The organism is Flavobacterium sp. SH_e (assembly GCF_025717045.1).
In the GTDB taxonomy this organism is placed as follows: Bacteria; Bacteroidota; Bacteroidia; order Flavobacteriales; family Flavobacteriaceae; genus Flavobacterium.
The window spans coordinates 335,579-347,782 of sequence record NZ_JAOVZN010000005.1; the positions used below are offsets into that span (position 1 = coordinate 335,579).

General features: G+C 33.6%; 15 protein-coding genes. 12 read left to right on the top strand and 3 right to left on the bottom strand.

Translation table 11 applies throughout. From position 1 onward, the window contains the following. Positions 1-198 precede the first annotated feature (198 nt). Both OD917_RS09365 and OD917_RS09370 read left to right on the top strand, forming a co-directional pair. A complete protein-coding gene (locus OD917_RS09365; protein ID WP_263523275.1) occupies positions 199-1,623 on the top strand; it encodes an antibiotic biosynthesis monooxygenase in 1,425 nt (474 codons plus the stop codon). Positions 1,624-1,840: 217 nt separating this feature from the next. Then, a complete protein-coding gene (locus OD917_RS09370) occupies positions 1,841-2,638 on the top strand; it encodes a DJ-1/PfpI/YhbO family deglycase/protease (RefSeq protein ID WP_263523276.1) in 798 nt (265 codons plus the stop codon). Between the two features lie 74 nt (positions 2,639-2,712). Here the strand turns inward: OD917_RS09370 and OD917_RS09375 are convergent, their stop codons facing one another. Further along, the gene (locus tag OD917_RS09375; RefSeq protein ID WP_263523277.1) at positions 2,713-3,288 is read right to left on the bottom strand and encodes a Crp/Fnr family transcriptional regulator; all 576 of its coding nucleotides are present in this window, start codon (positions 3,286-3,288) and stop codon (positions 2,713-2,715) included. Positions 3,289-3,508: 220 nt separating this feature from the next. Here OD917_RS09375 and OD917_RS09380 point away from each other — a divergent pair, with 220 nt between their 5' ends. The 5 genes from OD917_RS09380 (at position 3,509) to bioB (ending at position 7,013) form a co-directional block, all read left to right on the top strand. After that, positions 3,509-3,727, top strand: coding sequence for a 2TM domain-containing protein (locus OD917_RS09380; RefSeq protein ID WP_111290709.1), 219 nt, complete (start codon positions 3,509-3,511; stop codon positions 3,725-3,727). Between the two features lie 11 nt (positions 3,728-3,738). After that, positions 3,739-4,308 (top strand): cupin domain-containing protein, encoded by a 570-nt coding sequence (locus tag OD917_RS09385; RefSeq protein ID WP_263523278.1) that lies wholly within the window; start codon positions 3,739-3,741, stop codon positions 4,306-4,308. Between the two features lie 18 nt (positions 4,309-4,326). Beyond that, entirely contained in the window at positions 4,327-4,881 is a 555-nt protein-coding gene (locus OD917_RS09390; RefSeq protein WP_263523279.1) for a carboxymuconolactone decarboxylase family protein, read from the top strand. Between the two features lie 56 nt (positions 4,882-4,937). Beyond that, the gene (locus OD917_RS09395; protein WP_263523280.1) at positions 4,938-5,789 is read left to right on the top strand and encodes an alpha/beta hydrolase; all 852 of its coding nucleotides are present in this window, start codon (positions 4,938-4,940) and stop codon (positions 5,787-5,789) included. Positions 5,790-6,023: 234 nt separating this feature from the next. Continuing rightward, a complete protein-coding gene (bioB, locus tag OD917_RS09400) occupies positions 6,024-7,013 on the top strand; it encodes a biotin synthase BioB (RefSeq protein WP_263523281.1) in 990 nt (329 codons plus the stop codon). Between the two features lie 51 nt (positions 7,014-7,064). Here bioB and OD917_RS09405 read toward each other — a convergent pair whose 3' ends face one another. Further along, positions 7,065-8,087, bottom strand: coding sequence for an LLM class flavin-dependent oxidoreductase (locus tag OD917_RS09405; RefSeq protein ID WP_263523282.1), 1,023 nt, complete (start codon positions 8,085-8,087; stop codon positions 7,065-7,067). 351 nt (positions 8,088-8,438) lie between these two features. On the opposite strand from OD917_RS09405, the gene OD917_RS09410 reads away from it, so the two are divergent. Genes OD917_RS09410 through OD917_RS09430 form a run of 5 tightly spaced genes read left to right on the top strand, consistent with a single transcriptional unit; the run spans position 8,439 to position 11,236 of the window. Beyond that, positions 8,439-8,615, top strand: coding sequence for a hypothetical protein (locus tag OD917_RS09410; RefSeq protein WP_263523283.1), 177 nt, complete (start codon positions 8,439-8,441; stop codon positions 8,613-8,615). A 40-nt stretch (positions 8,616-8,655) separates the two neighbouring features. Next, positions 8,656-9,102, top strand: a complete 447-nt coding sequence (locus OD917_RS09415; protein WP_263523284.1) for a hypothetical protein — start codon at positions 8,656-8,658, stop codon at positions 9,100-9,102. Positions 9,103-9,151: 49 nt separating this feature from the next. Next, positions 9,152-9,592 carry a hypothetical protein gene (locus OD917_RS09420; protein WP_263523285.1) on the top strand — a complete coding sequence of 147 codons (441 nt, stop codon included), beginning with the start codon at positions 9,152-9,154 and terminating at the stop codon, positions 9,590-9,592. A 10-nt stretch (positions 9,593-9,602) separates the two neighbouring features. Continuing rightward, positions 9,603-10,820, top strand: a complete 1,218-nt coding sequence (locus OD917_RS09425; RefSeq protein WP_263523286.1) for a hypothetical protein — start codon at positions 9,603-9,605, stop codon at positions 10,818-10,820. A gap of 20 nt (positions 10,821-10,840) precedes the next feature. Continuing rightward, positions 10,841-11,236: a carboxypeptidase-like regulatory domain-containing protein gene (locus OD917_RS09430; RefSeq protein WP_263523287.1), complete on the top strand. Its 396-nt coding sequence runs from the start codon at positions 10,841-10,843 to the stop codon at positions 11,234-11,236. Between the two features lie 49 nt (positions 11,237-11,285). Here OD917_RS09430 and OD917_RS09435 read toward each other — a convergent pair whose 3' ends face one another. Next, entirely contained in the window at positions 11,286-12,122 is an 837-nt protein-coding gene (locus OD917_RS09435; protein ID WP_263523288.1) for an alpha/beta fold hydrolase, read from the bottom strand. Between the last annotated feature and the right edge of the window lie 82 nt (positions 12,123-12,204).

Consider the following 12,204-nt stretch of genomic DNA (forward strand, 5'->3'; position numbering starts at 1 on the left):
ATTCATAATTCATAATTAAAAAAATCCATTCTTAACCAAAGTCAATGATTTGGAAAGAATGACCGATATAATTTTGCCTTGTTTTTAAATACAAAGTGATCGTAATCACACTTTTAAAGTGATTTGAATCAACTTCTAGCGAATATGCAAAATGGAAATTTGTTAGAGAGATAACTGAAAATTTAAAACCGAAAAAATATGAAAACAACACAATATAATTCAATTACCCGAAAAGTCTTGATAGTCGCATTCTGTATGTTTATGAGTATCACAGCCAATGTTAAAGCTAAAAATTCTGAAAGCATGAAAAAGAAAATTTTGTTCGTGGTCACTAATCATGAAAAAAAGGGAAATACGGGAGAGAAAACAGGTTTTTATCTTTCTGAAGTAACACATCCTTGGGATGTTCTAACAAGTGCAGGATACGAAGTTGATTTTGTGAGTCCGAAAGGAGGCAAAGCACCCGTAGAAGGATTCAATTTAAGTGATTTGACAAACAAAAAATTCTGGCTTGATGAAATATACAGACAAAAAATAGAAAATACGCTCAAACCTGACAACATCAATCCCAAAGAATATGCTGCCATTCATTTTGCTGGCGGTCATGGTGCATTATGGGATTTACCAAACAATAAACAAATCATTGCATTAGCTTCTAAAATATATGAAAATAACGGTTTTATCAGTGCTGTATCACATGGTTCTGCTGGTCTTTTAAATATTAAACTTGATGATAAATATCTTGTAGACGGCAAAAAAATTAATGCCTTTACAAATGAAGAAGAAACCGCTGTAAAACTAGATAAGGCCGCACCTTTTTTATTAGAATCTAAACTTATAGAAAGAGGAGCCATTTTTGAAAAATCGGGTTTATGGCAAGAACACGTAACAGTTGACCAACGTTTGGTTACAGGACAGAATCCTCAATCGGCAAAAGCAGTTGGCGAGGTACTTTTAGAACAATTAACAGCCTCTCAAACTATCGCGAAATTAACGATGTATGAAGTTCCAGAAAATGCTACAGAATCATTCAGAAAAGCATTAAAAGATTACGTAACGGCTTCGCTTTCATCCAAAGAAAATATTATGGCTGAAGCTTTTTACGAACAAGACAAACCCAATATTTTATGGCTCATTGAAAGATGGAATGGAAAAAAACAATTGGAAGATTTCGGCAAAAAAACTCAGGCAAAAGCACTACAATCTTTAACTGAAAAATCCTTAAAAACGGCACCTAAAATCTATTATGTAAAAGATCTGGAACCTTTAACCAAAGAGCAATGGAGAAAAACTTCAAAAAAAGAAGACAATCAACTTGTGATTATGCTTTTTGTTGACGGAAAAAAAGGTACAGAACAAAATTTTAAAGATACTTATCATATCGCGATGCCGCAATTTCGCAGTGAACCTGGCGTCGTAACGTATCAGCTTTCAGAAATTGAAGGAGATGAAACTCAGTTTGTAACCTATGAGAAATTTAGAAGCAATGATGCTTTTCAATATCACCTCAACTTTCCTCCTATTAAACCTGTAATAGAATATTTGGAAACCAGCATTAAGAAACCTCCTTTTCAAAACGGACTGCATAATCTTATAGAATTTGCTCCGATGACGAGAGAATAAAAACATTTGGTGAAAATATTTTTAAACACATAGAGACATAGTTTTTTGCAGAAGTATAAAAAGGCGTTTCACTAGTTTAAATGCACATAGTGAACTATGTGAAAGAACTATTTTCTCTTTGACCCCTTTATTAGACATCAAATCTATGTTTCTATGTGTTGGAAAAATTTCATTAACAACTTAAAAAAATCAGTAGTAATAGTTAAAAATAAAAATCATGAAAAAATTAAGACAAATTATGACAGCAAGTTTATTAAGCGCCGTTGCATTAACCGATGCACAAGCACAAGATATCGATCATAAATTAGATGTGATCAACCAATTGACAACTCCGTCTCATGTTTCTGTAATGCCTGTTTCCTCGCTGTTGAATGCACCAGGAAATGAAGCTTTGAGAGCCTTCTTTTTTAATCCTGTGAAAGATAAAACAGTTTTAAAAGGCAAAAAAATCGCAGTGCTTGCTGCAGATGGTTTTGAAGAAATCGAATTGACTGGACCTGTATGGTATTTTAGAGAATTGGGTGCACAGGTTGATATTGTGTCTCCAAAATACAATCCTGCTCCAGCAAGATATGGATTAAGCAGTCCAGAAATGGCAAAAACGCACGTTATGGCGATTCAATATTTGCAGCCTGTTGGATGGATCAAATTTGATCACACAGCAGATCAGATTAAAGTAAGTGATTATGATGCTGTATTTATTCCTGGTGGCGCGTGGAATCCCGATAATCTTCGCTACGACAAAGACGTTATTAAATTCATTCAAGATTTTAATAAATCGGGGAAATTAATCGCAGCTATTTGTCACGCACCAGTAGTTTTGGCTTCGGCTGATATTCTAAAAGGCAGAAAATTAACGGGATATTGGAACATTCAAATCGATTTGAAAAATGCAGGCGGAATTGTATCCGATCAACCTGTAGTTGTTGACGCCAACATTATAACAAGCAGACACCCAATTGATGTGGCTGATTTTTCGAAAGCAGTGGAAAGCTGGTTAGTTAAGAAAAAGTAATTCGATACATTACTGCTGAATTAAAAATAACGGGAGATAAAATTTTGTCTTCCGTTATCATTTATTTTAACGAATCACTTGCCAATCATTCGTTTACGAAGTCTGCTTAGAGATTCTGGTTTTATGCCAATGTAAGACGAAAGCTGATTCTGCGAAACCATCTGAAAAAGATAAGGTTCTTTTTTTAAAATGGTCTTGTAGCGTTCTTCGGGAGTTTGAAAGTGAAGCATTTCTTCTCTTTCGATAATAATTAGATAAGCATATTCGGCAATTAATCTTCCGAATTTTGACCAATTGGGAGAACTATGATATAATTTTTCTACTTGTTCATATTCTAAAGCAATTACTTTCGAATCTTCCATCGCTCTGCAATAGTATTGAGCTGTTCTCTGCGTAATGAAACTAGCGAAATCTACTAGAAAATCATCCGGTTTTGCAAATCGGCAATTGATTTCGTTTCCTTTATAGTCCACATAAAACATTCTGAAAAAACCACTTTCTATAAAGTATATATGACGGCAGATTTCTCCCTGCTGTAAAAGGTCGGTATCTTTTGGCACTTCCCTCCTTTCGATAATCGGAAGCATCAAATCATACTCTTCATCAGACATCGGAACAAATGATGTTATAACTTTTTTAAGTGCATCCATAGCAAGAAGTTAAGAGAAATAACTTGTCTAAAATTAGATTTTATTCTGCTAAATACAAAATGCTTTCTTTTAAAATCTAAATGATTCGTTCTTAACCAAAGTCAACGATGTTCGTCAAGTACCCGCTCTACCTTTGTCGTGTAAATAAATTGAAAATCAAACAATTAAAAACATTTCATAAAAGAAACAATCTATTACTAATCATTAAAAAAACTTAATCATGAAAACTAAATTTAACATCGACGCTAAAGCACACAATCCAAAATTAGGATTCAAAATTCACTTTCTTGTTTTCTTATTGGCAACTCCTATAATCTTTCTTATTTGGTATTTAACAGATACGACTTATCCATGGCCGCTTTGGTCTACATCTGCTTGGGCAGTTGGAGTTCTTTTTCACTATTTGGGTGTATTTGTCTTCAGAAAAAATAAAATCTAATCTCGATAATCATGGAAACAAACAACACAACATTCAGACGCATCGTAACAGGACATAATGCAGAAGGAAAGGCAATTATAGTTTCTGATGAAGTTCCAGCAAGAACTTATATGGTTGGCGGACCAAATGGAGCTAAATTTCATGAGGTTTGGAATACAAAAGAAACTCCTGCTCTTATAGACAGCATATCTAAAGATCCTGAAGAAAATGGACTTATTCTTGGTCCTCCAAAACAAGGAACAAGAATACGAGTAATCGATTTTCCGCCTGAAAGCGATGAAATTCGAAATCTCACTAAAGAGCAAGCTTTTGAGCATTTCAAAACGATGAGTGGCGAACAAGCTTCAAAAGCAGGCGGAAATGCACCTCATCCTTTAATGCATAAAACCGAAACTATTGATTACGGAATTGTTTTGGATGGCGAACTAACCTTGATTTTAGACGAAGGCGAAACAACAGCAAAAGCAGGAGATATCATTGTACAAAGAGGCACCAATCACGCTTGGAGCAATCGATCTGGAAAAGTCTGCCGTGTTGTTTTCATTTTAATTGATGGACAATTTGAAGAAAATCTTCGCTAAATCTAAATAACTACTATCATGCGAGTAAATCCGATACATCCAGAAACAATGAACGATGAAGTTCGCTATGTGCACGACGAAGTTGTAAAACTTATTACAACAAGCCAAGGGCCAGTTTCAATGCTTAATAACGAAGGTGCTTTAACTGGGCCTTTTCCGCCCATGCTCGGTTTTCCGCAATTTGGAATTCCTGCTTTAAGTTTTGTGCGCTCATTAGACAATCATGCAACACTTCCTAAAAAAGCGCGAGAAGTGGCTATTCTATCTGTTGGCGCTGCATTTGGCGCACGTTTTGAACTTTATGCTCATGAAATTATGGCTAAACATTTTGGCTTTTCAGCCAAAGCAGTTGCTTCGTTGGCATCAGGAATTCGTCCAAATGAATTGAATCAAGAAGAAGCTATTGCCTATGAAATTGCTTCTGTTTTAGCCAAAGGCAGAATTGTTCCAGATTCGGCTTATAATCTTGCTAAAGAAATCTTAGGACAAGATGGAGTTGCTGAACTTATCTTTTTAGTTGGCGCTTACACTTTGCTCGCAACTGTTTTAAATGGTTTTGATGTTCTTTCCTAACTAAAAAAAGACATCCAATTTTAATAAAAAATAATACAATGAAAATTTTAAAAACAATGAAAAAATCAAAAATGAATTCTCAAACTTCCTTAAAATCAATATCAAAACTCTTCTTGCTATTGTTTACTTCCATTGCAAGTGTATCATGTTCTAACGATGACAATGCAAATGCCAAAAAATCTCCTGTTGTATTGGTTCACGGTGCATGGCAGGCGTCATACGTATGGGATCAAACCGAGAAAGACTTAAAAGCTGATGGCTATAATGTTACTGTTGTAAAATTGCCTGGACACGGAGACGATAAAACTCCTGCTTATCAGGTTTCGTTTCAGACTTACGTTGATGAAGTGAAAAAAGTCATTAACTCATACAGCGAGCCTGTAATTTTAATTGGTCATAGTTTAGGAGGAGCTGTAATTACTCAGACTGCTGCTGAAGTTCCTCAAAAAATCAAAAAACTGATTTATGTTGCTGGTTTTATTCCACAAAGCGGAAAAAGTGTTTTAGATTATTCTCAAATGGATACGGCTTCACTTTTACCTCCATCATTAAAATTATCAGATGACCAAACTTTGGCCGGAATCGTAAATCCAGAAGTGAATCTTCCAAAAATATTTGCTCAAGATGCTACAGATGCGCAAAAGCAATTTCTTGTAGAAAAATACAAAGCAGAACCTACAATTCCGCTAGGAACACCTTTGACTTACAAAACAGAAGATTATAATTCGGTAGGAAAAAAATATTACATCTTCACAACTGCCGATAATACCATTACTTATAATTTTCAGCAGAAAATGGCAAAAGAAGCTGGAATTACAAATACTTATACGATCAATTCTGGGCATAGTCCGTTTATATCAAAATCTGATGAGCTGACTAAACTTATAAAAGAAATTATAACAAAGTAATTTCTTGATAAACTTTTAAGCAATAAGAATTTACAATTTCAAAACTCTAAATCAATGATTTAGAGTTTTTTTTTCGTTTTTATAATATTCATTTGGATATTTTTTTCTTCAAAAATTCTATCTATAAAATCATCCGGACCACCCATAATCTAAAAAGTGGTTTATTTTGAATATACCGCAAGATAGTACATTTGGCTATAGCTAATGTATATCAACGATTTTACAAGATTAAAAATGAACAAACAAATACGACACGATTGGAGCAAAGAAGAAATTCAGACTATTTATGACCAGCCTTTATTGGAATTGGTTTTTCAGGCTGCTACTGTGCACCGCGAATGGCATAAAGCATCTGAAATACAGGTCTGCACATTACTTTCTGTAAAAACAGGCGGTTGTCCCGAAGATTGTTCTTATTGCGGACAAGCAGCACGTTATCATACCAATATTAAAGTTCAAGCTCTTTTACCAACTGAAACTGTAATTGAACATGCGCAAAAAGCAAAGGAAAATGGTTCTTCTCGTTTCTGTATGGCTGCTGCTTGGCGAGAAGTTAGAAACAACAAAGATTTTGATCGTGTAATTGAAATGGTTAAAGGCGTTAATGATCTCGGATTGGAAGTATGCTGCACGCTAGGAATGCTAACCGAAGAACAAGCACTACGTCTTCAAGAAGCAGGTTTATATGCCTATAATCACAATTTAGATACTTCTGAGAACTATTACGATGAGATAATCAGCACACGTAAATTTGATCAGCGTTTGGACACGATCAATAATGTTAGAAAAGCTGGAATCACAGTATGTTCTGGCGGAATCATCGGGCTGGGAGAAAGTAATGCTGATCGTGTTTCTATGCTGTTAACTTTAGCTACGATGCCAGTTCATCCTGAATCTGTTCCAGTAAATGCATTGGCTCGAGTAAAAGGAACACCATTAGAAAACAATCCAAAAGTCCCTATTTGGGATATGGTGCGAATGATTGCTACAGCGCGTATTATTATGCCAGCTTCTATTGTCCGTTTAAGTGCAGGACGCATCGAAATGACCGAAGAAGAACAAGCGTGGTGCTTTATGGCTGGAGCCAATTCTATTTTTACTGGCGAACGTGAAACTTTACTAGTAACGCCAAATCCAGGAGTATCCGAAGATATGCAGATGTTTCAGAATCTTGGACTTAAGCCTTTAAAGAAAGAAAATAAAAGCAGTTGTCCTGTTATCTAAAAAACATAAAAAAAGCCCTCATTTTCAAATCAGAGGGCTTTTATTTATTGCTTATTTCCAGCCTAATCCAGGAGCAACATGTTCCAGAATAGAGGACAATACATGTACGTTATAATCAACGCCCAAAGTGTTTGGGATAGTGAGTAATATCGTATCTGCTTCCTGAAGAGCTTCGTCCTGAGCCAATTCTTCAATTAATTTATCAGGTTCGGCAGCATAACTTTTTCCAAAGATGGCTCTTTTATCTTGTTCGATATAACCAAAACTATCATTGGCTTTAGCTTGTCCGCCAAAATAATATCTGTCTTGATCGTTGACTATTGCAAAAATCGAACGGCTTACAGAAACTCTTGCTTCACGCTGATGTCCCGCTTTTTTCCAAGCTTCTTTATACAATCTTATTTGTTCTGCCTGCTGCACATGGAAAGGTTTTCCGTTTTCGTCATACTTTAGAGTCGAACTTTGCAGGTGCATACCATTTTCTGCTGCCCAAATAGCAGTAGCATTAGATGCGGCTCCCCACCAAATACGCTCCCTCAATCCTTCAGAATGTGGCTCAACGCGCAATAAGCCTGGCGGATTTGGAAACATAGGATACGGATTTGGTTCTGCAAACCCTTCGCCTTTTAATCCTTCCAAAAAATCCATTGCTTTCTTGCGGCCCATATCAGCATCAGTTTCACCATTTTCAGGTTTGTAACCAAAATAACTCCAGCCATCAATAACTTGCTCTGGCGATCCTCTGCTTATTCCTAATTGCAATCGTCCTCCAGATATTAGGTCAGCTGATCCAGCATCTTCCACCATATATAGCGGATTTTCGTATCGCATATCGATTACACCTGTTCCAATCTCAATTTTGCTCGTTTTTGCACCAATTGCAGAAAGCAAAGGAAAAGGCGATGCCAATTGCTGTGCAAAATGATGCACGCGAAAATAAGCTCCATCTAAGCCAATTTCTTCCGAAGCTACCGCTAAATCAATAGATTGAAGCAGAGTATCTGCTGCATTACGAGTCTTATATGCCGGATTATTAGACCAATGTCCAAAAGATAAAAATCCTATTTTTTTCATAAATGACTCCTTTTTTTAGTATTTCAAATATACGCATCATATAGCGAGCAGACTAGTACTTTCTATGTAAATTAACGAATACCTAACTTTTAGCTTTTATAATCTCTAAACCGTATGGCTGTTATTCCTGAGCAATTGTAATCTGATTAAAAAAGTAATCTATATATTAGCATTGAATATTCGCAAAAGCAATTATTCAAAATTTAGTGTAAAAATAATCTGTTTCCCAACCTTTTTGAATTGGAATACATCTATATATTTATAAGTTAGAATTACCAAGAAAATGATATTTAGTGTATTTCAGCAATATTTAGCAAACAAAGCGAAAAGGAATGAAAAAAGCCTAAATAAATGGTATTATATTCTGCTTTTATTGCCTCTATAAAAAAGTATAGTTTTGACTATAAAGTTGATAAAGGCAGAAGAGCCTATCATTTGCATTATAAAATTATTAATAAAAACAAAGTTGAAGTCTCTATTTACGATACTTTCCCAGGAAAAATATGGGATTATATTTTAACTCAGTAAAACCAAAAATGGAGTATAAAACCAGCCAAATTTTAAATTTATGAAAACAACCATTTTATCAATTTTCTTGTTTATCTGTGCTATAACTCAGGCTCAAACCAAAGTAATCTCACACAAAAGTCACAGCGGTTCCAGTAGTTCATTTGCGAAAGCATATCAAAATAATTTGTTTGATATTGGTCATTCTAACTTTGGAACACCTCCTGAAAGTCGCAAAATCATAGTTTTAGATACTGTTATTGCTTTAAACAATTCTCTTACAATACTAAAATTTAGAGAGTCTATTAAAAGTTATCCTAACGGTGTAAACTATAAACATCTAAAAAAATCAGATTTTAGATTTAAAACCAAAATGATAAAAGATAGCTTGTTCAATGGAAAAAACTCAGTTACAGTTATAAAATTAGCGCCCGAATATAGATACCCAATGTATTTTGCTAATCCTATAGAAGGTGTTATTTTTATAGGATTTAAAAAACCTTTTTAATAAAAAAACATACGTTTTCGTTTATCAGATACTAACTAAAATTTAAATTATGAAAACAGCCCTTCTATTTGTTCTATTCTTTATCGCTACAATCTGCCAAGCACAAACCAAATTAATCTCACACAAAAGCCATAGCGGTTCTATAAGTACATTTGCAAAAGCATATCACAATAATTTGTTTGATATTGGTCATTCTAACTTCGGTTTATACGAAAGTCATATTAATAAGGTAGATACAATTATAGCAATAAACAACTCTATAACTTTAGTAAAATATAGACAATCTAAAAAAGAATACAAACAAGGAGTAAAATTTGAAGATTTAGAGAAATCTGCATTCATCCATAAAACAGATACGCTTAAAAATCATCCTATATACAATAAAAAAAATACGGTAAAATCAATAAAGGCTTTTAATACCGAGTTTGCTAAGGGGCATGATTTGACGCCACTTAATGAAATAGTATTCATCGGTTTTAAGAAAAAATAATACTTTCTAAATGAAAAAAATAGGTTCATTTTTTTATCACGTCTTTCTAATATTTGCATTGTTAGGAGTTCTATTTGTGCCTTTTTCTTTTCGATATCTTGATTTTCAAAATCAAATAACGAGATTCCTTTTTGAAGATCTAATTCTTTTTATTGGCTCTTATTTTGAAAAAATTTCGATTTCAAATCCAGAAATCACTTCAGATTCAACAACGCTTTATTTATTGTTTTTACTTTTATTTGTTTTAGCATTTGCGTTTAGAACTTTTATATCTTTTTTCGATTTTTGGAAAATCAATAAAAATTTAATTCTTAATACAATTCAGATTGTTTTGCTCTATTATCTTGCTTGTATAATGCTTAAATATGGTTTTGATAAAATTTTTAAAGCTCAGTTTTATCTCCCAGAACCTAACATTTTATATACGCCGTTAGGAATGCTCGATAAAGATATTTTGTTCTGGAGCACTATGGGAACTTCTTATCGCTATAATCTTTTTATGGGATTAATGGAAGTTATCCCTGCTCTAATGTTGTTTTACAACAGAACAAGAATTCTTGGACTTTTTATTCTTTTCGGAGTTTTAATAAATGTGGTTTCTATCAATTTCGGTTTTGATATTTCAGTGAAGTTGTATTCTTTGTTTTTATTATTGATCTGTTTTTTATTGCTTGTTCCGAGTTTGAAAAAATTAGCACAATTTTTTATCTTGAATAAACCTAGCTTATTATCTCCATTTAAAGGCTCTGATTTAATTTTTTCAAAATCAAAAAGATTTATTTTAAAAGCTATTCTATTACTTTTCATTTTTATGGAATGCCTTTTCCCATATATTCAAAAAGGAAATTTTAACGATGATAATAGTCCGCGAAACCCACTGCATGGTGCTTATGAAGTTGTAAAAATAGAAGAAATGATAACGGCTAAAAGTACGCTTAACCTACATTTGAAACGTATTTTCATTCATCGAAATGATTATCTGATTTTTCAATATGCTGATGATGCAATGGAAGATTTCTATTTAGAAACTAATTCTCCGAATGAACTAACACTTAAAAATTATAATGGACAGAAAATAAAACTAGAATACAAATATTCAAAAGATTTAAAAAGATTAGAACTTTATTCATCAGAATTAGGACTGAAAATACATTCCAAATCTTTACCTTGGAAAAAGTTACCATTATTGCAGCCTCTTTTTCATTGGACCGTAGATGAAATACATTAGAGGCAAATAAATATTTCAACATGAAAACCTTAAAAATATTCTTTATCCTTATTCTATTTTCTCAAATAGCTTTTTCTCAAGATAGAATTGTTTTTGGTGTTATTAAAGACAGTTCAGACATTCCTGCACCTGGAGCTACAGTTTTAGTTGAAGGGACAAAAAAATATACACAAACTAATTTTGATGGTTTTTACTCTATAAAAGTTAGCAGCGATCAATTTTTGATTTTTACCTACGTAGGAATGGTTCCGCAAAGGATTAGTGCATCTAAAAATGAAATTGATGTAATACTACAAATTGATCATAATACCATTCTTTCTGATATAATACCTCCTCTTATACAAACAAAAAAGCCAAAAGATTTGAAGTCTGCAACTAAAAGCATCTCAGCTGAAGACATAGAGAAACCCGAATGACAATTCAAACGGGTTTTATTTTATTTCTGTATTGAATTTCTTAAATCTATTATGAGTATTTCACAAAATTGATAATGTGTTTTGAAGTCAATTCTGGAAATTGATGCTGAGGCGCATGTCCAGTTCCTGCATAAACAACCATTTGAGCATTAGTCATTTGATTAAAAATAGTGTACCAATTTTCGACAGCAAAACTTATATCATGATCTCCTGAAATAATCAAAATTGGTGTTTTTGTTTTTTTAATCTGCTCTCTAAAATTCAAATCATCTTCTCTAAAACCATCTCCTCCCCCAAAATATAATTGGAAAACATCCATTGTAGAAGGAATTTTTTCTACTTCAATTTTTTTATGGATTCTGTCGTGCGACGCTTTTGCCGCCAATTTACTAGATTCTGATTTTGGTTCGAAAAACAAAACAATCTCGTCTTCAAAATCATTTAATGGTTTCAGAGCTGCATCAAAAAAAACTTGCTCAATCGGAATCTCATTTTTCCCAGGAGGATTTGTTCCAACCAATATTGCATGCGTTACAAGATTAGGATATAGCAAAGTAGCAGCCTGCGCCACTAATCCGCCATAAGACCAGCCTAAAACTGCAATAGAATCTAATTTCAAAATATCAGCAAGGTCTTTAATATCCTTTGCAACAACGGTTATATCTGGTGTCAAAGTACCAGTAGAAGAGCCAATTCCGGTATAATCAAATACAATAACATTAAATTTTTTAGCCAACAATGCAATAAATAGCGGATCCCAAGTATCGAGAATTCCCCTAAAACGATTCACAAAAAATATCGCTTTCCCTTTACCATAAGAGCGATAAGCAATTTTACGATCGCCAGCATCGGCATAACGTGTCTCTGCATCATAAATTTTTTTCATAATTATAATTTAAAGATTGGTTTCAAAATAATTCTTTTGCATTTGCGACAGTCAAAGATTAAACCAAAACACAAAATCTATT

Excerpts from the sequence above, each read along its gene's own strand:
- OD917_RS09380 (WP_111290709.1), top strand. The coding sequence starts at position 3,509 with ATGAAAACTAAATTTAACATCGACGCTAAAGCACACAATCCAAAATTA.
- OD917_RS09435 (WP_263523288.1), bottom strand. The coding sequence starts at position 12,122 with ATGAAAAAAATTTATGATGCAGAGACACGTTATGCCGATGCTGGCGAT.
- OD917_RS09430 (WP_263523287.1), top strand. The coding sequence starts at position 10,841 with ATGAAAACCTTAAAAATATTCTTTATCCTTATTCTATTTTCTCAAATA.
- OD917_RS09410 (WP_263523283.1), top strand. The coding sequence starts at position 8,439 with ATGGTATTATATTCTGCTTTTATTGCCTCTATAAAAAAGTATAGTTTT.
- bioB (WP_263523281.1), top strand. The coding sequence starts at position 6,024 with ATGAACAAACAAATACGACACGATTGGAGCAAAGAAGAAATTCAGACT.
- OD917_RS09405 (WP_263523282.1), bottom strand. The coding sequence starts at position 8,087 with ATGAAAAAAATAGGATTTTTATCTTTTGGACATTGGTCTAATAATCCG.
- OD917_RS09415 (WP_263523284.1), top strand. The coding sequence starts at position 8,656 with ATGAAAACAACCATTTTATCAATTTTCTTGTTTATCTGTGCTATAACT.
- OD917_RS09395 (WP_263523280.1), top strand. The coding sequence starts at position 4,938 with ATGAAAAAATCAAAAATGAATTCTCAAACTTCCTTAAAATCAATATCA.
- OD917_RS09365 (WP_263523275.1), top strand. The coding sequence starts at position 199 with ATGAAAACAACACAATATAATTCAATTACCCGAAAAGTCTTGATAGTC.
- OD917_RS09425 (WP_263523286.1), top strand. The coding sequence starts at position 9,603 with ATGAAAAAAATAGGTTCATTTTTTTATCACGTCTTTCTAATATTTGCA.
- OD917_RS09390 (WP_263523279.1), top strand. The coding sequence starts at position 4,327 with ATGCGAGTAAATCCGATACATCCAGAAACAATGAACGATGAAGTTCGC.
- OD917_RS09385 (WP_263523278.1), top strand. The coding sequence starts at position 3,739 with ATGGAAACAAACAACACAACATTCAGACGCATCGTAACAGGACATAAT.
- OD917_RS09375 (WP_263523277.1), bottom strand. The coding sequence starts at position 3,288 with ATGGATGCACTTAAAAAAGTTATAACATCATTTGTTCCGATGTCTGAT.
- OD917_RS09370 (WP_263523276.1), top strand. The coding sequence starts at position 1,841 with ATGAAAAAATTAAGACAAATTATGACAGCAAGTTTATTAAGCGCCGTT.
- OD917_RS09420 (WP_263523285.1), top strand. The coding sequence starts at position 9,152 with ATGAAAACAGCCCTTCTATTTGTTCTATTCTTTATCGCTACAATCTGC.